This is a genomic window from Stenotrophomonas sp. Steno-C15, from assembly GCF_056393265.1.
In genome coordinates, this window is sequence record NZ_JBWJPF010000010.1 from 1 (window position 1) to 20,402 (window position 20,402).

Below are 20,402 nucleotides of genomic sequence, written 5' to 3' on the forward strand. Positions count from 1 at the left end.
CCCAGTGGCCAGAAACAGAACGGCCCCGCTTTCGCGCGGCCGCTCCGTTTCACGCAGGCCGGGCGTGGCCCGGCACTACATCAGTCACGCACCGTGTGCGGCCAGCTGGCCCAGGCGCTGGACCGCGACCGAGACGGTCGGGTAGTCCAGGGTCTTCTGCTCGGCCAGTTCCGCCAGCATTGCCAGGGTGAAGCGCAGGCTGTTGTCATCGCGGCCCATCCATGCAGCCACCTTGGCCTCGGCACTGCCGCCCTTGGTGGCGAGCACCTGACCGGCCAGGTTGCGATGGTTGGCGGCCAGCTCGTCGCGCAGCACGCCGCGTGCCACCGCATGCCAACGGCCGTTGACTTCCAGTGCATCGACCTGCTCGAACAGCCACGGCAGCTGGAGGGCATCGCCCAGACGGAAGTGCACCTTGGACACGTCCACCGGCTTGAGCTTGCGGATACGGGCCAGTTCGATGATGTCGAACGCCGGTTCCAGGAAGTGCAGCTCGGACAGCTGCTGTGCCAGCGCGGACGGCAGGCCCTTCTCCTTCCACTCGGCCACCAGCGCCTCGTAGGTCGGACGCTGCGAGTCCGGCAGCACACCCGACGCGACACGGATGTCGTTGAACGGGCCCTGATAGCGGTTGACCGCTTCAGTGATGCCCGGCATCGCACCCGGACGCGACAGCAGCCAGCGCACGAACGAACGCTGCAGCTTCCAGATCACCTCCAGCGCGTCGATCTGCACCGACTCCGGCACCTTGCCGTCGAGGGCGTCGATCTGCGCCCACAGCGCGCGCGCATCCAGCGTCTCGCGGCTGATGGTGTAGGCCTTGGCGACCTCGGCGATGGAGCGGCCGGTGTCTTCCTGCATGCGCATCAGGAACGTTGCGCCCATGCGGTTGATGGTCTGGTTGGTCACCGCCGTGGCGATGATCTCGCGCTTCAGGCGGTGACGCTCCATCGCATCGGCGTACTTCTTCTGCAGCGGCGTGGGGAAGTAGCGCAGCAGCTCCTTGGAGAGGTACGGATCTTCCGGAATATCCGACTCCAGCAGCTGGTTGAACGCCACCAGCTTGGAGTAGGACAGCAGCACCGACAGCTCCGGACGGGTCAGGCCCTGGCCGCGCGCCTTGCGCTGGGACAGCTCGGCATCGGACGGCAGGAACTCGATCTGCCGGTCCAGCAGCCCCTGCTGTTCCAGGGTGCGGATGAAGTGCTGCTTGGAACCCAGGCGCTTGACCGCCATCCGCTCCATGAGGCTCAGCGCCTGGTTCTGGCGATAGTTGTCGTTGAGCACCAGGTCGGCGACTTCATCGGTCATCGAGGCCAGCAGCTTGTTGCGCTGGTCGACCGTCAGCTTCTTCGCCCGCACCACATCGTTGAGCAGGATCTTGATGTTGACTTCATGGTCCGACGTATCCACGCCGGCCGAGTTGTCGATGAAGTCCGTGTTGAGCAGCACGCCGGCCTGCGCGGCCTCGATACGGCCCAGCTGGGTCATGCCGAGGTTGCCGCCCTCGCCCACCACCTTGCAGCGCAGCTCGCCACCGTTCACGCGCAGTGCGTTGTTGGCACGGTCGCCGACATCGCTGTGCTGCTCGCTGGCGGCCTTCACGTAGGTGCCGATGCCGCCGTTCCACAGCAGGTCCACCGGTGCCTTCAGGATCGCGCTCATCAGGTCGTTCGGCGACAGCGCCTTGACGTTCTCGTCCAGGCCCAGCGCTTCACGCACCTGCGGGGTGATCTCGATCGACTTCAGGCTGCGCGGGTACACGCCGCCACCCTTGCTGATCAGCTTGGCGTCGTAGTCTGCCCAGCTTGAACGCGGCACGGTGAACATGCGCTCGCGCTCGACGAACGAGGTCGCCGCGTCCGGGTTCGGGTCAAGGAAGATATGGCGGTGGTCGAATGCCGCGACGAGACGGATGTGGCGCGACAGCAGCATGCCGTTGCCGAACACATCGCCGGACATGTCGCCGACGCCGACCGCGGTGAAGTCCTGGCTCTGGCTGTCACGGCCAAGCGCACGGAAGTGGCGCTTGACCGACTCCCATGCACCGCGCGCGGTGATGCCCATGCCCTTGTGGTCGTACCCCACCGAACCACCGGAGGCGAACGCATCGCCCATCCAGAAGCCGTGCGCGATGGCCAGGCCGTTGGCGATATCGGAGAAGGTCGCCGTGCCCTTGTCGGCGGCCACCACCAGGTACGGATCGTCCATGTCGTGCCGCACGACATCCACCGGCGGCACGATCTTGTTGTTGACGATATTGTCGGTGATGTCCAGCAGGCCCTGGATGAACAGCTTGTAGCAGGCCACGCCGTTGGCGAAGATCGCGTCGCGGTCGCCGTTCACCGGCGGGGTCTTGGCGAAGAAGCCGCCCTTCGCACCGACCGGCACGATGACGGTGTTCTTGACCATCTGCGCCTTGACCAGACCCAGCACTTCGGTACGGAAGTCTTCGCGACGGTCCGACCAGCGCAGGCCGCCACGGGCCACCGCGCCGAAGCGCAGGTGGGTACCTTCCACGCGCGGACCGTAGACGAAGATCTCGCGGTACGGACGCGGCTTCGGCAGGTCCGGCACCAGCGCCGAGTCGAACTTGAAGCTGATCACATGGCCGTGCTGGCCATTGGCGTCGGTCTGGTAGTAGCTGGTACGCAGGGTGGCATCGATCACGCCCATGAACGAACGCAGGATGCGGTCTTCGTCCAGGCTCGACACGCGGTCCATCAGCTTCAGCAGCGCATCGCGCGCGGCCTGCATCTGCGCGTCGCGGTCACCCTTGCGGGCATCGACCACAGTCTTGAGCACCTTCAGGGTGGCCTCGTCGCCGGCGGCCAGCACATCGAAGTGGGCCTTCAGCTGGGCCTGGCCGGCCGCGATGTCGTCCTTGCTCTCGTGGCCGGTGGCCGGATCGAAGCGCGCTTCGAACAGTTCGACCAGCAGGCGCGCCAGCAGCGGATAGCGGGCGAACGTGCCTTCCACGTACGCCTGCGAGAACGGCACGCCGGTCTGCAGCAGATACTTGCAGTAGCCGCGCAGCATGGCCACCTGGCGCCAGTGCAGGCCGGCGGCCAGCACCAGGCGGTTGAAGCCATCGTTCTCGGCATCACCGTGCCAGACGCGGGCAAAGGTTTCGCCGAATGCTTCGTCGACGCTGGCCGCATCGATCGCACCGGCCGTCGATTCGACCTCGAAGTCCTGCACGTATACCGGAGCGTTGTCGACCGACAGGCGGTACGGGCGCTCGGCGATCACGCGCAGGCCCATGTTCTCCATCATCGGCAGCGCGTCGGACAGCGGAATGTCGTCCAGCTGGCGGTACAGCTTCAGGCGCAGGCCATCGCCGCTTTCGCGCGGCACCGCCTGCAGGCTCAGGCGCAGATCGTCCGGACCGGTCAGCGCGTCGAGCTGGCTGACGTCGTTGGCGGCAACTGCGGTGCTGTTGTCTTCGATGTAGCCGGCCGGCAGTGCCTTGCCGATGCGGGCCGCGATGCGCAGGCCTTCGCTTTCGCCATGACGGGCCACCAGCGCTTCGCGCAGGTCGTCCTGCCAGTTGCGCAGCACCTGGGCGAGCTTGCGCTCCAGTTCGGCTGTATCCACGTCAAGCATCTCGCCGGGCTTCGGGCGCACGATCAGATGCACCTGCGCGAGCGGCGATTCACCCAGCACCACCGAGCTGTCGACGTACTCGCCATGCAGCGCTTCCTTCAGCATCGCCTCGATGCGCAGGCGCACGTCGGTGTTGAAGCGCTCGCGCGGCAGGTAGACCAGCGCGGAGATGAAGCGGCTGTACTTGTCACGGCGCAGGAACAGGCGGCTGCGCACGCGCTCCTGCAGGCCCAGCACGCCCATCGCGGTGCGGAACAGTTCGTCCTCGCTGGACTGGAACAGTTCTTCGCGCGGCAGGGTTTCCAGGATGTGGCGCAGTGCCTTGCCGCTGTGGCTGGATGCGGCCAGGCCGGACTGCTTCATCACGTATTCGTGGCGCTGGCGCACCAGCGGGATTTCCCACGGGCGGCGGTTGTAGGCACTGGAAGTGAACAGGCCAAGGAAGCGCTGCTCGCCGATGATCCTGCCCTTGGCGTCGAATTCCAGCACGCCGATGTAGTCCATGTAGCCGGCGCGGTGCACGCGGGAGCGCGCATTGGTCTTGGTCAGGATCAGCGCGTCCTTCAACCCCGACGTGGCGTTGAGGCCCTGGGCGGCGAGCGTCTTGACCGGGCGTGCGGCGGACTTGTCCTTGCCGCGCATCAGGCCCAGGCCGGTCTCGTTCAGCGGCGCCAGCACGTCTTCCTTGCCCTGCTTCTCGACGCGGTACTCGCGGTAGCCGAAGAAGGTGAAGTGGTTGTCGGCGGCCCAGCGCAGGAACTCCTGCGCTTCCCTGCGCGAGGCATCGTCGACCGGCAGCGCACGGCTGCCCAGATCGTCGGCCAGTGCCAGTGCCTTGTCCTTCATCGGCTGCCAATCGCGCACGATCGCCCGCACTTCGTCCAGCGCCTTGCCGATGGCCTGCTCGATGGCGGCCATGGCATCGGCCGGCTGGCGGTCGATCTCCAGCAGCATCACCGATTCGGCCTCGCCCTCGCCGACCTTGACCAGCTTGCCGGCCTTGTCGCGGGTGAAGCGCAGCACCGGGTGGCCGAGCACGTGCACGCCCACGCCCTGTTCGGCCAGTGACATGGTCACGGTGTCGACCAGGAACGGCATGTCGTCGTTGATGATCTGCAGCACGGTGTGCGGCGATTCCCAACCGTTCGCCTTCACCGTCGGATTGAACACGCGCACGTTGGCCTTGCCAGCCTTGCGGGCACGGGCGAACTCCAGCGTCTCGGCCGCGAGCGCGGCCCACTCTTCAGCGCTGTGGTGCGGGAACTCGTCCGCCTCCATGCGCTTGTAGAAGTCAGCGGCAAACGCCACTGCTTCGGCCTGGGCGGCCGCCGGGTAACGCTTGCGCAAGGCCGTGTATACCGGCTCCAGGGAGAAACCAGCGGTCACTGCGACCTCCGACTCAGCTGGTTTGGTCTTGTTTTTCACGGTCTTGGCTGCGGTTTTTTGCGGTTTCATGGCAGAGCGATGCGCTTGCTCAGTTGGGAAAATGAAATTGTAGCCCTCCCGCGCGAAAAGGCCTTGCTGCAGGACGGAATAAGCAGATTCGGGTTTGCTGCGGTTTAGACGCCTATTCAGTTCGCCCAGGTACGGAGCGAGCGGGGGGCGGCCGCCTTGCCGACAGGATCGGCAAAGCGTGTTACCGGAAGACACACGCGGGAACGTCGTTTCGATTCCACAATCCTGAACTGGACGGTATAGTCCACCGCGTGAACCCGGCCTACTTCCCCGTTGCCCTCGATGCGCGCGATGAGCGCGTGTTCGATGCCGTGCGCGAACTGCTGGCCCGGCAGGGCATGCAGATGAGCATGGATGCGGTGGCCCAGCAGGCCGGCTGCTCCAAGCAGACCCTGTACTCGCGCTATGGCAGCAAGCAGGAACTGCTGCGGCGGGTGATGCAGCGGCATGTGGGACACGCGACGGGGGCAATGCTGCGTGCACTCCGCAGTGACGACCTGCGTGCCAGCCTGTTGCAGTTCGCCATCGACTTCCTGGAGCATTTCAACCAACCGCATGTCGGCCAGGCCTGCCGGCTGATCGCTGCAGATGCCGCCCAGTTCCCCGAAGAGGCCCGGGCGCTGTACCGGCATGGTGCTGGCGCGCTGACACTTCATCTTTCTGAATGGATTGAAACCGTTTGCAGGCGTGGCCTGCTCCGGCATGACGACCCGCACTTCATGGCCGAACTGCTGCTGAGCATGATCGCCGGTCAGGATTTCGACAAACAGCGCTTCCATACCCCCCATCGTGATGACGCGCTCCTGCGTCGGCGCTGGGCAGAGTTCTCCGTCGACAGCTTCCTGCGCGCGTTTGCGCCGCAACCGTCGCCGGCCCCGTCTACAAACCAACCCCGGAGTTCCTCCTGATGACCGCCCCACTCCGCACCCTTGCCTTGACGTGCGCCGTTGCTGTCGCGCTGGCTGCCTGCAAGAAACCGGAACAGCAGACACCCCCGCCGCCGGAGGTGGGCGTGATCGATGCGAAGCCGCAGACCCTGCCGCTGCAGCGCGAGCTGGTCGGCCGCCTGTCGCCGTTCCGCAGTGCCGATGTCCGCGCACGCGTGCCGGGCGTGCTGCTCAAGCGCGTCTACCAGGAAGGCTCCCAGGTCAAGCAGGGGCAGACCCTGTTCCTGATCGACCCGGCACCGCTGCGCGCCTCGCTGAACGCGTCCGAGGCCCAGCTGGCCTCGGCGCGCGCCACCTACGCCAACGCCAAGGTGGCGGCCGATCGTGCCCGCTCGCTGGCACCGCAGCAGTTCGTCTCCAAGTCCGACCTGGACAACGCCGAATCGGCCGAGCGCACTGCGTTGGCCGCGGTCAAGCAGGCCGAAGCGGCGGTGACCTCCTCGCGGATCAACCTGGGCTACGCCGAAGTGACCGCGCCGATCAGCGGCGTGGCCAACAAGCAGCAGGTGACCGAGGGCGCACTGGTCGGCCAGGGCGACGTGACCCTGCTGACCACCGTTGACCAGCTCGATCCGCTGTACGTCAACTTCTCGCTCAGCGTGGACGAGCTGACCCAGCTGCGCGCGCAGCAGGCCAAGGGCGCCCTGGCCCTGGCCGGCGACGGCAAGGCCACCGTCAACGTGAAGCTGGCCGATGGCAGCACCTACAGCGAGCCGGGAACCCTCGACTTCTCCTCGACTACGGTCGACCCGGCCACCGGCGCGGTGTCGCTGCGTGCGCTGCTGCCCAATCCGCAGCAGATCCTGCTGCCGGGAGCCTTCGTCAGCTTCCAGGCCAACCTCGGCGAGCGCAACAATGCCTACCTGGTGCCGCAGCAGGCGCTGCTGCGCGACACCACGGGCGGCTACGTGATGGTGGTCGGTGCCGATGGCAAGGTGGCGCGCAAGAACGTCAAGACCGAAGGCGCACAGGGCGGCAACTGGCTGGTCAGCGATGGCCTGGCCGCCGGCGACAAGGTGATCGTGGCCGGCGTGCAGAAGGTCAAGGAAGGCAGCCCGGCCGTCGCCAAGCCCTGGACCCCGGGTCAGGACGCCGCCGGCAAGCCCGCCGCCGGCGGTGCCGGCCCGGCCGCACCTGCCGCTGCCGCCGACAAGGCTCCGGCCCAGACCGACGCAGCCGACAAGGCCGCGCCGGCCGCCACCGACTCGAACAAGCAGTAACGGGAACCTTCCGTCATGCCTAAATTTTTCATCGAACATCCAGTCTTCGCCTGGGTGGTAGCGATCCTGATCTCGCTCAGCGGCGTGATCGCGATCCTCAACCTGGGCGTGGAGTCCTATCCCAACATCGCTCCGCCACAGGTGACCGTCTCGGCCACCTATCCGGGCGCCAGCGCGGACACCACCGAAAAATCGGTCACCCAGGTGATCGAGCAGCAGCTGACCGGTATCGATCACCTGCTGTACTTCAGTTCTTCGTCCTCGTCCAATGGCCGTGCGCAGATCACCCTCACCTTCGAGACCGGTACCGATCCGGACATCGCCCAGGTGCAGGTGCAGAACAAGGTGTCGCTGGCGACGCCACGACTGCCGTCGGAGGTGACCCAGCAGGGCGTGGTGGTGGCCAAGGCCAATGCCGGCTTCCTGATGGTCGTGGCCCTGCAGTCGGATACGGCGGCGATCAACCGTGACGCGCTGAACGACATCGTCGGTTCGCGCGTGCTCGACCAGGTCTCGCGCATTCCCGGCGTCGGCAGCACCCAGCAGTTCGGTTCCGAGTACGCCATGAACATCTGGCTGAACCCGGAGAAGATGCAGGGTTATGGTCTCTCGGCCAGCCAGGTCCTGGCTGCCGTGCGTGCCCAGAACGTGCAGTTCGCCGCCGGTGCACTGGGCTCGGACCCGTCGCCGGAAGGCCAGCACTTCACCGCCACCGTGTCGGCTGAAGGACGTTTCAGCTCGCCGCAGGAGTTCGAGAACATCATCCTGCGCGCCAATGCCGATGGCTCGCGCGTGCTGCTCAAGGACATCGCCCGCGTCGCCTTCGGTGCCAACAACTACGGCTTCGACACCCAGTACAACGGCAAGCCGACCGGTGCCTTCGCCATCCAGCTGCTGCCGGGCGCCAACGCCCTGAACGTGGCCGATGCGGTGCGCGCCAAGATGGACGAACTGCAGCCCAGCTTCCCGGCCGGCGTGACCTGGTTCTCGCCGTACGACAGCACGACCTTCGTCAAGATCTCGATCCAGGAAGTGGTCAAGACGCTGTTCGAAGCGGTGCTGCTGGTGTTCCTGGTGATGCTGATCTTCCTGCAGAACTTCCGCGCCACCCTGATCCCGACCCTGGTCATCCCGGTCGCCCTGCTGGGTACCTTCCTGGGCATGTGGATGATCGGATTCACGATCAACCAGCTGACCCTGTTCGCGATGGTGCTGGCGATCGGCATCGTGGTCGACGACGCCATCGTGGTGATCGAGAACGTCGAGCGCATCATGAGCGAGGAAGGCCTGGCGCCGAAGCCGGCCACGCAGAAGGCGATGACCCAGATCACCGGCGCGGTGGTGGCGATCACCGTCGTGCTGGCAGCGGTGTTCATCCCGTCCGCACTGCAGGGCGGTGCCGCCGGCGAAATCTACAAGCAGTTCGCGCTGACCATCGCCATCTCGATGGCGTTCTCGGCCTTCCTGGCGCTGGGCTTCACCCCGGCGCTGTGCGCGACCTTCCTGAAGCCGACGCACAACGACAACCCGAACATCGTCTACCGCACCTTCAACAAGTACTACGACAAGATCAGCCACACCTACGTGGGCCACATCACCTCGGCGGTGCGCCATGCCCCGCGCTGGATGATCCTGTTCGTGGTACTGACCGCGCTGTGCGGCTTCCTGTTCACGCGCATGCCGGGCAGCTTCCTGCCGGAAGAAGACCAGGGTTATGCGCTGGCGATCGTGCAGCTGCCCCCGGGCTCGACCAAGGGCCAGACCAACGAGGTCTTCGCGCAGATGCGCGGCATTCTGGAAAAGCAGGATGGCTTTGAAGGCATGCTGCAGGTGGCCGGCTTCAGCTTCGTCGGTTCCGGCGAGAACGTGGGCATGGGCTTCATCCGCCTGAAGCCGTGGGAAGAACGCGAGTTCACCGCGCCGGAGTTCATCCAGAACATGAACGGCGCGTTCTACGGCATCAAGGAAGCGCAGATCTTCGTGGTCAACCTGCCGACAGTGCAGGGCCTGGGCCAGTTCGGTGGCTTCGACATGTGGCTGCAGGACCGCAGTGGTGCCGGCTACGAGCAGCTGACGCAGGCCCGCAACATCCTGCTTGGCCAGGCGGCGCAGAAGCCTGAAGCACTGGTTGGCGTGCGTCCGAACGGCCTGGAGAACGCTCCGCAGCTGCAGCTGCACGTGGATCGCGTGCAGGCGCAGTCGATGGGCATGTCGGTGTCGGACGTGTACAGCACCATCCAGCTGATGCTGGCGCCGGTGTACGTCAACGACTTCTTCTACGAAGGCCGCATCAAACGCGTGACCATGCAGGCCGATGGCCCGTACCGCACCGGCCAGGAGTCGCTGAAGAGCTTCTACAGCCCCTCCAGCCTGACCACCAACGCCGACGGCACCAACGCGATGATCCCGCTGAGCACCGTGGTCAAGTCCGAATGGGTGTCCGCATCGCCGTCACTGAGCCGCTACAACGGCTATTCGGCGATCAACATCGTCGGCTCGCAGGCGCCGGGCACCAGCTCGGGTGAGGCGATGCAGACCATGGAGAGCATCGTCAACAACGACCTGCCGGCCGGCTTCGGCTACGACTGGTCGGGCATGTCCTACCAGGAAATCCTGGCCGGCAACGCAGCGACGCTGCTGCTGGTGCTGTCCATCGTGGTGGTGTTCCTGTGCCTGGCGGCGCTGTATGAAAGCTGGTCGATCCCGGTGGCGGTGCTGCTGGTGGTGCCACTGGGCGTGCTCGGTGCCATCGGCCTGTCGATGATGCGTGGCCTGCCGAACGACCTGTTCTTCAAGATCGGCCTGATTACCGTTATCGGCCTGGCGGCGAAGAACGCGATCCTGATCGTAGAGTTCGCGGTGGAGCAGCGTGCGGCGGGCAAGAACCTGCGCGATGCCACCATCGAGGCGGCACGCCTGCGCTTCCGCCCGATCCTGATGACGTCCTTCGCGTTCATCATGGGCGTGATCCCGATGGCGATCTCCAGCGGCGCCGGCGCCAACTCCCGTCACGCCATCGGTACCGGCGTGATCGGCGGCATGCTGTTCGCCACCCTGCTCGGCCTGCTGATGATCCCGGTCTTCTTCGTGGTCGTGCGGCGCATGCTCGGCGACAAGCTGGACGAGCCGTCGAAGGAATTCCTCAGCCGCCAGCGTGAGGGCGAAGCAGCGCATCGTCCGGATCGCTGATCCACCCTGCGCTGCAACGAAAAGGCCCCGGAGCGATCCGGGGCCTTTTTTGTTTATCGCGGGGGGATGCCAGAGCAGATCAGCGCAGCAGCGCGACCGCCACGCACACCGCCAGCAGAACCAGCGCGGCCCATTGCATGGGTACGAAGAAGAAGTGGTGGGGCGCAGTTTCCCCTTTCTGCCGGGGAGTACGGTTGAGCCACAAGCCCAGCAGCACGTTCACGGTTGCACCAATGCCTGCCCCCAGCAGCACCTGGGGCAGCGGGATGTTGCCCCGGGGGCCATCGTGCGGGAAGAGGTAAGCCAGCAGCAGGATCGCTGCGATCGGCGTCACCAGTGTCAGGATTCCCCAACCTCGATAGATCATCTCTGCAGAACCTGTAAAAAAGGCCCTGCATTGGAACAGATCGGCATCGCCCGACCAACAGGCCCGTGCATGCAGGGCATGGATCTACCGGCTGCGCCGCTGTTGCAGCGGCGCAGCCGTTTCGACTCAGCGCAGCCCGGTCTCGTTGCGGGCGATCACCAGGCGCTGGATCTCCGAGGTGCCCTCGTAGATCTCGGTGATCTTGGCATCGCGGAAGTAGCGCTCCAGCGGCATTTCCTTGGAGTAGCCCATGCCACCATGGATCTGCACGGCCTGGTGGGTGATCCACATCGCCGCTTCCGACGCCGTCAGCTTGGCGATGGCCGCTTCATTGCTGAAACGCTTGCCCTGGCCCTTCACCCATGCCGCGCGCAGCGTCAGCAGCAGGGCTGCGTCCAGCTTGCACTTCATGTCGGCGATCTTGGCCTGGGTCATCTGGAAAGTACCGATCGGCGCGCCAAACGCCTTGCGCTCCTTCACATACTCCAGCGTCGCTTCATAAGCGGCACGGGCGATGCCGATGGCCTGGGATGCGATGCCGATGCGCCCGGCATCGAGCACGCCCATGGCGATCTTGAAGCCCTCGCCCTCCTGGCCCAGCACGTCTTCCGGCTGGGCGACGTAATCGTTGAATTCGATCTCGCAGGTCGCCGAGGCACGGATGCCCAGCTTCGGCTCGGTCTTGCCACGGCCGAAGCCGGCCTTTTCGGTGTCGACCAGGAAAGCCGTGATGCCACGCGCGCCCTTGTCCGGCTCGCTCATCGCGAACAACACGATGTACCGGGCCACCGGGCCGGAGGTGATCCAGCTCTTCTTGCCATTGATGACGTAGGTGCCGTCGGCCTGCTTGACCGCGCGGCAACGCATGGCGGTCGCATCCGAACCGGACTGCGGCTCGGTCAGGGCGAATGCACCGATGGCCTCGCCCTCCGCGATGGCGCGCACGTACTTCTGCTTCTGCTCCTCGCTGCCGTGGGTCAGGATGCCGTTGCAGAACAGCGAATTGTTGACCGACATGATGGTCGAATGGGCCGCGTCGCCGGCGGCGACCTCCACCATCGCCAGCACATACGCGATCGGATCCATGCCGGCGCCGCCGTATTCGGTCGGTACCTCGATGCCCATCAGGCCGTTCTCGCCCAGCAGGCGGATGTTCTCCAGCGGGAACTCGCCGGTACGGTCATGATGCTCCGCGCTCGGGGCGATCTTCTCCTGCGCGATGCGCCGCGCCACGTCCTGCAGCATCAACTGCTCTTCAGTAAAGCTGAAATCCACAACACCCTCCCGGGTACATGAGGTTATGGCCGCGCAGCGCGCGCCCAGGTGTGCCGATTGTACCGGGGCCCGGGGAGTTTCCATACGCCACCGACTTGACCACGGCGGCCGATCCAGCGAATATATCTCTATATCGCGATAGGTAGATATTCATGGATCTGGAAGACTGGTCAACCCGCCTGAAGGTGTTCGCCGATGCGACGCGGGTGCGCCTGCTGGCGCTGCTGGAGCAGGAAGAGCTGACCGTGGCCGAGCTTTCGGCGATCACCCGGCTGGCCCAGCCGCGCGTGTCCACTCACCTGGCGCGCCTGAAGGAAGCGGGCCTGGTCCGCGACCGCCGCGCCGGCGTGTCGGCCTACTACCGCTTCGACGAAGCGCAGCTGGATCCGGCGCAGCGCGCATTGTGGCATGCCTTGAGCAACGGAAGCGACGATCCACTGCTGCGACAGGACGCTGAACGGGTCGCCGCCGTGCTGGCCAGCCGCGCCGCGGACCAGAACTGGGCCGACAGCGTGGCCGGCGACATGGAACGTCACTATTCTCCGGGCCGCACCTGGGAGGCGCTGGCGCGTACCGCCCTGCCCCTGCTGGAAACCGGCGACGTGCTCGATATCGCGTCCGGCGACGGCGTGCTGGCCGAACTGGTGGCACCGCATGCCAAGCGCTACATCTGCATCGACACCAGCGCGCGCGTGGTGGCCGCTGCCAGTGAACGCCTGCGCCGCCTGCCCAATGTGGAAGTGCGCGAGGGTGACATGCATGCCCTGCCCTTCAAGGACCGCAGCTTCGACCTGGTGGTGCTGATGCACGCACTGACCTACGCCAGCAAGCCGGCGCAGGCCGTCACCGAAGCCGCGCGCGTGCTGCGCCCGGGCGGCCGCCTGCTGCTGTGCAGCCTGGCGCGCCACGAACACAAGGCAGCGGTGGAAGCCTATGGTCACGTCAACCTGGGCTTCAGCGACAAGGAACTGAAGAAGTTCGTCGACAAGGCCGGCCTGCAGGTTTCCAGCCTGGAGACGGTCACCCGCGAGAAGCGGCCGCCGCACTTCGAAGTGATCTCGCTGATCGCCAACAAGCCCTGAGTCCGGAATCATCATGCCCGTCCTGCCCTGGTTGCACCCCGAACGTGCCAATGCCCTGCTGGGCGCGCTGCGCGAGCGGATCCTGATCATCGACGGAGCGATGGGCACGATGATCCAGCGCCATGGCCTGCAGGAAGGCGACTACCGCGGTGAGCGTTTCGCCGGTGGCTACGATCACCTGCACGGGCCGGGCTGCGACCACGCCGCGCCGCAGGGCCACGATCTGAAGGGCAACAACGACCTGTTGCTGCTCACCCGGCCGCAGGTCATCGCCGACATCCACACCGCCTACCTGGAAGCCGGCGCGGACCTGGTGGAAACCAATACCTTCAACGCCACCTCGGTCAGCCAGGCCGACTACCACCTCGAGCATCTGGTGTACGAACTGAACAAGGCCGGCGCCGCCGTGGCCCGCGCCTGCTGCGATGCCGTTGAAGCCACCACGCCCGGCAAGCCGCGCTTCGTGATCGGCGTGCTTGGCCCCACCAGCCGCACCGCATCGATCAGTCCCGACGTCAACGATCCGGGCTTCCGCAACACCAATTTCGATGAGCTGCGCGACACCTACCGCGAAGCCATCGATGGCCTGATCGACGGCGGCGCGGACACCCTCATGGTCGAAACCATCTTCGACACGCTCAACGCCAAGGCGGCGCTGTATGCGGTGGAGGAAGCCTTCGATGCGCGCGGTGCGCGCCTGCCGGTGATGATCTCCGGCACGATCACCGATGCCTCCGGCCGCACCCTGTCCGGCCAGACCGCCGAAGCCTTCCACGCCTCGCTGGCACACGCGCGGCCCCTGTCGATCGGCCTGAACTGCGCGCTGGGTGCCGATGCGATGCGCCCGCATGTCGAAACGCTGTCGCAGGTTGCCGACTGCCATGTCAGCGCGCATCCCAATGCCGGCCTGCCCAATGCCTTCGGCGAGTATGACGAGACCCCCGAAGAAATGGCGGCGACCCTGCGCGGTTTCGCCCGCGATGGCCTGCTCAACCTGGTCGGCGGCTGCTGCGGGTCCACCCCCGACCACATCCGTGCCATCGCCCAGGCGGTGGCCGGCCTGCCACCGCGTGTCCTGCCGGACCGCCAGGACCAGGCGGCATGAACGTCGCCGCCACCGTTCCGCACTTCCCGCCCTGCCGTTGCTGAGCCACTGCCTGCCATGACGCCTGTCCGCCCCACCCGCCTGTCCGGCCTGGAACCGCTGGTCATCACCCCGGACCTGCTGTTCGTCAACGTCGGCGAGCGCACCAACGTCACCGGCAGCGCGCAGTTCCGCAAGCTGATCAAGGAAGGCCGCTACGAGGAGGCCGTGGACGTGGCCCGGCAACAAGTGGCCAGTGGCGCGCAGATCCTCGACGTCAACATGGACGAGGGCCTGATCGACTCCGAGGCGGCGATGACCCGCTACCTCAACCTGATCATGTCCGAGCCCGACATCGCCCGCATTCCGGTGATGGTCGACTCGTCCAAATGGAGCGTGATCGAAGCCGGCCTGAAATGCCTGCAGGGCAAGAGCGTGGTCAATTCGATCTCGCTGAAGGAAGGCGAGGCCCTGTTCCGCGAACACGCGCGCAAGGTGCTGCGTTACGGCGCGGCAGCGGTGGTGATGGCGTTCGACGAAAGCGGCCAGGCCGACACCTGTGCGCGCAAGGTCGAGATCTGTACGCGCGCCTACCGCATTCTGGTCGATGAGATCGGCTTCCCGCCACAGGACATCATCTTCGACCCGAACATCTTCGCTGTCGCCACCGGCATCGAGGAGCACGACAACTACGCGGTGGACTTCATCGAAGCCACGCGCATCATCAAGCAGACCCTGCCGCACTGCCACGTCTCCGGCGGCGTTTCCAACGTGTCGTTCTCGTTCCGTGGCAACGAAACGGTGCGCCAGGCGATCCATTCGGTCTTCCTGTACCACGCCATCGCCGCCGGCATGGACATGGGCATCGTCAACGCCGGTGCCATGCCGATCTATGACGAACTGGAGCCGGACCTGCGCGAGCGCGTGGAGGACGTGATCCTCAACCGCCGCCCCGACGCCACCGAGCGCCTGCTGGAGATTGCCGAACGCTACAAGGGCAGCAAGGGCAAGGTGAAAAGCGAAGACATGGCCTGGCGCGCCAAGCCGGTCGAGCAGCGCCTGGCCCACGCCCTGGTGCACGGGCTGGATGCGTTCGTGGAAGAGGACACCGAGCTGGCACGGCAGGCCTCCAGCCGTCCACTGGACGTGATCGAAGGGCCGTTGATGGATGGCATGAACGTCGTCGGCGACCTGTTCGGTGCCGGCAAGATGTTCCTGCCGCAGGTGGTGAAGTCGGCCCGCGTGATGAAAAAGGCGGTGGCCTACCTGCTGCCCTATATCGAGGCGGAGAAGGCCCGCAGCGGTGACACCGCCAAGAGCAACGGCCGCATCATCATGGCCACCGTGAAAGGCGATGTGCACGACATCGGCAAGAACATCGTCGGCGTGGTCCTTGCCTGCAACAACTTCGAGGTGGTCGATCTGGGCGTGATGGTGCCGGCACAGAAGATTCTCGATGCTGCCCGCGAGCACAAGGCCGACCTGATCGGCCTGTCCGGGCTGATCACGCCGTCACTGGAGGAAATGAGCCATGTCGCCCGCGAGATGCAGCGCCAGGGATTCGACCTGCCATTGCTGATCGGCGGTGCCACCACCTCGCGCGCGCACACGGCGTTGAAGATCGACCCGCACTACCATGCCCCTACGGTGTGGGTGAAAGATGCCTCGCGCGCGGTGGGCGTGGCCCAGTCGCTGATCTCGCGCGACCTGCGCGCGGGCTTCGTTGCTGCCAATGAAGCCGACTACGCCGAGATCCGCGCCCGTCACCGCAACCGTGGCGATGCCAAGCGGCTGGTCTCGCTGGAGCACGCGCGCGGCCAGAAATTCCAGGGCGGCTGGGACAGTTATGTGCCCCCGGTTCCGAACCAGCCCGGCCTGCATGTGTTCGAAGACTATCCCCTGTCGGAACTGGTCGATTACATCGACTGGACGCCGTTCTTCCAGGCCTGGGAACTGGCTGGCAAGTTTCCGGCCATCCTCACTGACGAGATCGTCGGCACCCAGGCCAGCGAGCTGTACCGCGACGCCCGGGCGATGCTGGCGTGCATCGTCGCGGAGAAGTGGCTGACCGCCAAGGCGGTGTTCGGCCTGTGGCCGGCCAACAGTGTCGGTGACGATGTCCGCGTGCAGCATCCACAGGGCGAGACCACCCTGCACTTCCTTCGCCAGCAGGTCGACAAGCCGGCCGAGCGCCCCGACTTCTGCCTGGCCGATTTCATCGCACCGGCCGACAGCGGGCGACAGGACTGGATCGGTGCGTTCGCGGTCACCGCCGGTATCGGCATCGATGCCCATGTCGCGCGCTTTGAAGCCGAGCACGACGATTACAACGCGATCCTGCTCAAGGCCCTGGCCGACCGCTTCGCCGAAGCACTGGCCGAACGCCTGCACCAGCGGGTGCGCACCGAGTTCTGGGGCTATGACCGCACCGAAGCGCTGGACAACGATGCGCTGATCGACGAGAAGTATCGCGGCATCCGGCCCGCCCCCGGCTATCCAGCGTGCCCGGAGCACAGCGAGAAGCGCCGCCTGTTCGATCTGCTGCAGGCGGAAGCCAACGCGGGCATGACGCTTACCGAGAGCTTCGCGATGCTGCCCACCGCGGCCGTCTCCGGCTACTACTTCAGCCATCCACAGAGCCAGTACTTCGTGGTCGGCCGCCTCAGCCGCGAACAGGTGGGCGACTACGCGCGGCGCAAGGGCGTGGATCGCGCCCAGGCCGAGCGCTGGCTTGCATCCAACCTCGACTACGATCCCGAATAGACCGCGCAGAAACAGCAACGCCGGGCATTGCCCGGCGTTGCCGATCACTGCGGTGCAGGCTTACCAGACCAGGTCATCCGGCACCTGGTACTGCGGATCGGCGTAGGGATCGTCCTCGGCCGGAGCATCCGGATCGACCTTCAGCGCCACCGAGGCCGCGAACACGGCTTCGGCCTGGTTCAGCACCTCGGCGGTGACCAGCAGATAGCGGCCATTGAGCTGCACCACGCCCAGCTCGCCGGCATTGAGCGCGGTCAGCTGTGCCGCGGTGACATAGATCCGCTTGATCTTGCCGCCATACGGGAAGTGCCGCGCGATGTCGGCCGCCTCGTCATTCAGGCCCTTGTCCTTCAGCAGTTCTTCCAGCTTCGCCTTCGCCTCGCGGCGCTGACGCGCTTCCTCCTGCTTCAGGCGCTCGGCTTCGATGCGCTCTTCCTTCTCCTTCTGGGCACGGATGGCATAGGCCTTGGCCAGATCCATCTCCTCGGCACTGCGCGGCCTGCGCGGGCCTTGTCCACGGTGCTGCCCCGGCTTGCCCGGCGCACCACCGGGACCGCGACGCTCACCGGGCGTGTGCTCGCCCTTGCCTGCGCCCTGTGGCTTTCCATTGCCGTTGCCGCCCTTGCCCTGCGGGCGGCCATCACGGCGGGGGCCATCATTCTTGCGCTCGGGCTTGGGCGCGGGCTTGAAGCCCAGGCCCAGCAACTGGTCGCGGAGGGTATCGCTCATAGATAAGGGTATGGATCAGTAGTGCGGCGGCGGCGGTTCGCTCGCCGGATCGGAGGAATTCAGTGCGTTGCGGACCTTGCCCAGGTCTTCCAGCAGCACGCGCAGCACATCGGCGTTGCGGGTGCCCTGCATCCGGGCATCGGCCAGTGCGTCGCTCAGTTCGGCCAGCGCGTGTTCCTGGAAGGACACACGCATCTCCAGCTCGACCAGGCGCGCTTCCAGCGCCTGCTCGCGTTCGGTCGGCAGCTCAGACATGCAGTGAACGCCCCCGGCCGATGCCGTAGTACGCCAGGCCCGCCGCTTCGACCTCGGCGGGGTCGTACAGGTTGCGGCCGTCGAACACGACCGCGTCCTTCAGCCGTTCGCGCAGCATCGAAAAATCAGGGCTGCGGAACTGCTTCCATTCGGTCACCACGATCAACGCATCGGCGCCCTGCAGCGCGTCATCGGCGCTGTCACAGAACACCAGATCATCGCGCTCACCGAAGATGCGCTGGGCTTCGTGCATGGCTTCGGGGTCGAACGCACGTACGGTCGCCCCACCCTCCCACAGCTGCGCCAGCAGGCGGCGGCTGGAGGCCTCGCGCATGTCGTCGGTATTCGGCTTGAAGGCCAGCCCCCACACGGCGAACGTCCTGCCGCGCACGCCCTCGTCCTCGCCCTTGTCGTAGTGGCGCTGGACCAGGGCGAACAGGTGGCCCTTCTGCGCATCGTTGACCGCTTCCACCGCGTTCAGCAGCTTCGGCTCCAGGCCGCTCTGCTGGGCGGTGCGGGCCAGCGCCTGCACATCCTTGGGGAAACACGAGCCACCGTAACCGGCGCCCGGATAGATGAAATGCCAGCCGATGCGCGGGTCCGAGCCGATCCCCTGGCGGACCTGCTCGACGTCGGCGCCGACACGCTCGGCGATGTTGGCGATCTCGTTCATGAACGAAATCTTGGTCGCCAGCATCGCGTTGGCGGCGTACTTGGTCAGCTCGGCCGAGCGTACGTCCATCTCCACCACGCGGTCGTGGTTGCGGTTGAACGGTGCATACAGGCGACGCATCACCGCCACCGACTCGTCGCTGGTGGCACCGATGATGATGCGGTCCGGTCGCATGCAGTCGGCGACCGCGTCGCCTTCCTTCAGGAACTCCGGGTTGGAGACCACATCGAAGGCGATGTCGGCGCCGCGCGCCGCGAGTTCGTCGGTGATCGCTGCACGGACCTTGTCGGCGGTGCCGACCGGCACCGTCGACTTGTTGACCACCACGGTCGGCACGCTCATGTGCCGGCCGATGGTGCGGGCCACGGCCAGCACGTACTGCAGGTCGGCGCTGCCATCCTCGTCCGGCGGTGTGCCCACGGCGATGAACACCACCTGGCCATGCGCGATCGCCGCGGCCGCATCAGTGGTGAACGCCAGCCGCGCCGCAGCGTGGTTGGCCTTCACCATCGGCTCCAGGCCCGGCTCATAGATCGGGATGATGCCCTGGTTCAGGCCATCGACCTTGCCCTGGTCGATATCGACGCAGATCACCTGGTGGCCGACATCGGCCAGGCAGGTGCCCGTCACCAGGCCGACGTAACCGGTACCGAAAATCGCAACGCGCATGTCCGTGCAGGCTCCGTGGTGGCTTACGGCAGGACGCCCAGCAGTTCGACGTCGAAGGTCAGCGTGGCGTTCGGACCGATCGGGCCGCCCGGGGTGCCGTTCTCACCGTAGGCCAGCTCGCCCGGGATCCAGAAGCGGTACTTGGAGCCGACCGGCATCAGCGCGACGCCTTCAGTCCAGCCCTTGATCACCTGGTCCAGGCCGAACTCGGCCGGGCCACGGCTGGCGGAGCTGTCAAAGACGGTGCCGTCGAGCAGCTTGCCTTCGTAGTTCACGCGCACCTTGCTGGTCGGCAGCGGACGCTCGCCGCTGCCCGGGCGGATCACCTGGTACTGCAGCCCAGAGGCCGTGGTCACCACGCCCGGCTGGGTCTTGTTCTTGGCCAGGAATGCATTGCCTTCCTGACGGTTGGTCTGTGCAGCCTGGGCGGCCTTGGCCTGCATTTCGGCCTGCTTGGTGCCCATGAACGCCTGGATGGTGGCCGTGGCGTCAGCCTCGGTCATCTTCGGCTGGCCCTTGCTCAGACCAGTGCTGATTGCGTCAAACAGCGACGCAACGTCAATGTCGTCCTTCAGCTGTGCCAGCGACGGACCCACCGAGTAGGAACCGATCATCTGTGCGACCTTCACCCGATCGACCTTCGGCGGCTGCGAGCCCGGCGCAACGCCCGGCACCTGCTGGCCGCTGCGGGCCATCACGACCTGGCGCAGGGCGGCATCGGTGGCCTTGGCCTGCTCCTGGGTGATCTGCGGCTGCAGGCCTTCGAACGAACGCTCCACGGCCGTGCGCAGGGCAGCGACGTCGATTTCATCGGCGATCGGGGTGAACGACTTGGCGACATCCAGGCCGATGGCGTAACCGAGCTTCTGCTTGGGGGAATTCAAGGTTGCGGTCTCCTTGGCGGCTGCGGGGGCCGCCGGTTGTTGCGACAGAGCGACACCCGAAGTGCCCATCGCCAGAATCAGAACCGACGCCGCTGCGCCGCGCATTCCCATCTTCATTCGCTGCATTCCTGGAAGTGACTGGGCGCCGACGTCGGCGCGAAAAGAAGCATTGTCGCACGCATGCCGTCGATGTCGAGGCATCCG

At 66.0% G+C, this 20,402-nt stretch carries 13 protein-coding genes; 6 read left to right on the forward strand and 7 right to left on the reverse strand.

What is annotated here, in order from left to right:
* Positions 1–84: 84 nt before the first annotated feature.
* Positions 85–5,061 (reverse strand): NAD-glutamate dehydrogenase, encoded by a 4,977-nt coding sequence (locus AC06FB_RS09615; protein ID WP_478053630.1) that lies wholly within the window; start codon positions 5,059–5,061, stop codon positions 85–87.
* A gap of 251 nt (positions 5,062–5,312) precedes the next feature.
* On the opposite strand from AC06FB_RS09615, the gene AC06FB_RS09620 reads away from it, so the two are divergent.
* From AC06FB_RS09620 to AC06FB_RS09630, 3 genes are read left to right on the forward strand one after another with little or no spacing between them, the layout of a single operon-like run.
* Positions 5,313–5,969, forward strand: coding sequence for a TetR/AcrR family transcriptional regulator (locus tag AC06FB_RS09620; protein ID WP_053515419.1), 657 nt, complete (start codon positions 5,313–5,315; stop codon positions 5,967–5,969).
* Entirely contained in the window at positions 5,969–7,228 is a 1,260-nt protein-coding gene (locus AC06FB_RS09625) for an efflux RND transporter periplasmic adaptor subunit (protein WP_053515418.1), read from the forward strand. The genes AC06FB_RS09620 and AC06FB_RS09625 overlap by 1 nt, the downstream gene beginning before the upstream one ends.
* A 15-nt stretch (positions 7,229–7,243) precedes the next feature.
* Entirely contained in the window at positions 7,244–10,417 is a 3,174-nt protein-coding gene (locus tag AC06FB_RS09630; protein WP_053515416.1) for a multidrug efflux RND transporter permease subunit, read from the forward strand.
* Positions 10,418–10,496: 79 nt separating this feature from the next.
* Here the strand turns inward: AC06FB_RS09630 and AC06FB_RS09635 are convergent, their stop codons facing one another.
* The gene (locus tag AC06FB_RS09635) at positions 10,497–10,784 is read right to left on the reverse strand and encodes a hypothetical protein (protein WP_053515414.1); all 288 of its coding nucleotides are present in this window, start codon (positions 10,782–10,784) and stop codon (positions 10,497–10,499) included.
* A gap of 126 nt (positions 10,785–10,910) precedes the next feature.
* Positions 10,911–12,059, reverse strand: a complete 1,149-nt coding sequence (locus AC06FB_RS09640; RefSeq protein ID WP_053515412.1) for an acyl-CoA dehydrogenase family protein — start codon at positions 12,057–12,059, stop codon at positions 10,911–10,913.
* 152 nt (positions 12,060–12,211) lie between these two features.
* Between AC06FB_RS09640 and AC06FB_RS09645 the strand changes: the two genes are divergently transcribed.
* Genes AC06FB_RS09645 through metH form a run of 3 tightly spaced genes read left to right on the forward strand, consistent with a single transcriptional unit; the run spans position 12,212 to position 16,988 of the window.
* Complete coding sequence (locus tag AC06FB_RS09645) at positions 12,212–13,141, forward strand: ArsR/SmtB family transcription factor (RefSeq protein ID WP_053515410.1); 930 nt, start codon at positions 12,212–12,214, stop codon at positions 13,139–13,141.
* Positions 13,142–13,154: 13 nt separating this feature from the next.
* Positions 13,155–14,246 carry a homocysteine S-methyltransferase family protein gene (locus AC06FB_RS09650; protein WP_461290387.1) on the forward strand — a complete coding sequence of 364 codons (1,092 nt, stop codon included), beginning with the start codon at positions 13,155–13,157 and terminating at the stop codon, positions 14,244–14,246.
* 57 nt (positions 14,247–14,303) lie between these two features.
* Positions 14,304–16,988: a methionine synthase gene (gene metH, locus AC06FB_RS09655; RefSeq protein WP_065182908.1), complete on the forward strand. Its 2,685-nt coding sequence runs from the start codon at positions 14,304–14,306 to the stop codon at positions 16,986–16,988.
* A gap of 60 nt (positions 16,989–17,048) precedes the next feature.
* Here metH and AC06FB_RS09660 read toward each other — a convergent pair whose 3' ends face one another.
* From AC06FB_RS09660 to AC06FB_RS09675, 4 genes are read right to left on the reverse strand one after another with little or no spacing between them, the layout of a single operon-like run.
* Positions 17,049–17,717 (reverse strand): DUF2058 domain-containing protein, encoded by a 669-nt coding sequence (locus tag AC06FB_RS09660; protein WP_053515404.1) that lies wholly within the window; start codon positions 17,715–17,717, stop codon positions 17,049–17,051.
* Positions 17,718–17,732: 15 nt separating this feature from the next.
* Positions 17,733–17,972, reverse strand: a complete 240-nt coding sequence (locus tag AC06FB_RS09665; protein ID WP_053515402.1) for a SlyX family protein — start codon at positions 17,970–17,972, stop codon at positions 17,733–17,735.
* Entirely contained in the window at positions 17,965–19,314 is a 1,350-nt protein-coding gene (locus AC06FB_RS09670) for a UDP-glucose dehydrogenase family protein (protein ID WP_053515400.1), read from the reverse strand. Before AC06FB_RS09670 ends, AC06FB_RS09665 begins: the two co-directional genes overlap by 8 nt.
* 23 nt (positions 19,315–19,337) lie before the next feature.
* Positions 19,338–20,315 (reverse strand): FKBP-type peptidyl-prolyl cis-trans isomerase N-terminal domain-containing protein, encoded by a 978-nt coding sequence (locus AC06FB_RS09675; protein ID WP_065182910.1) that lies wholly within the window; start codon positions 20,313–20,315, stop codon positions 19,338–19,340.
* Between the last annotated feature and the right edge of the window lie 87 nt (positions 20,316–20,402).

Excerpts from the sequence above, each read along its gene's own strand:
- AC06FB_RS09615 (WP_478053630.1), bottom strand. The coding sequence starts at position 5,061 with ATGAAACCGCAAAAAACCGCAGCCAAGACCGTGAAAAACAAGACCAAA.
- AC06FB_RS09625 (WP_053515418.1), top strand. The coding sequence starts at position 5,969 with ATGACCGCCCCACTCCGCACCCTTGCCTTGACGTGCGCCGTTGCTGTC.
- AC06FB_RS09630 (WP_053515416.1), top strand. The coding sequence starts at position 7,244 with ATGCCTAAATTTTTCATCGAACATCCAGTCTTCGCCTGGGTGGTAGCG.
- AC06FB_RS09635 (WP_053515414.1), bottom strand. The coding sequence starts at position 10,784 with ATGATCTATCGAGGTTGGGGAATCCTGACACTGGTGACGCCGATCGCA.
- AC06FB_RS09645 (WP_053515410.1), top strand. The coding sequence starts at position 12,212 with ATGGATCTGGAAGACTGGTCAACCCGCCTGAAGGTGTTCGCCGATGCG.
- AC06FB_RS09650 (WP_461290387.1), top strand. The coding sequence starts at position 13,155 with ATGCCCGTCCTGCCCTGGTTGCACCCCGAACGTGCCAATGCCCTGCTG.
- metH (WP_065182908.1), top strand. The coding sequence starts at position 14,304 with ATGACGCCTGTCCGCCCCACCCGCCTGTCCGGCCTGGAACCGCTGGTC.
- AC06FB_RS09660 (WP_053515404.1), bottom strand. The coding sequence starts at position 17,717 with ATGAGCGATACCCTCCGCGACCAGTTGCTGGGCCTGGGCTTCAAGCCC.
- AC06FB_RS09665 (WP_053515402.1), bottom strand. The coding sequence starts at position 17,972 with ATGTCTGAGCTGCCGACCGAACGCGAGCAGGCGCTGGAAGCGCGCCTG.
- AC06FB_RS09670 (WP_053515400.1), bottom strand. The coding sequence starts at position 19,314 with ATGCGCGTTGCGATTTTCGGTACCGGTTACGTCGGCCTGGTGACGGGC.
- AC06FB_RS09675 (WP_065182910.1), bottom strand. The coding sequence starts at position 20,315 with ATGAAGATGGGAATGCGCGGCGCAGCGGCGTCGGTTCTGATTCTGGCG.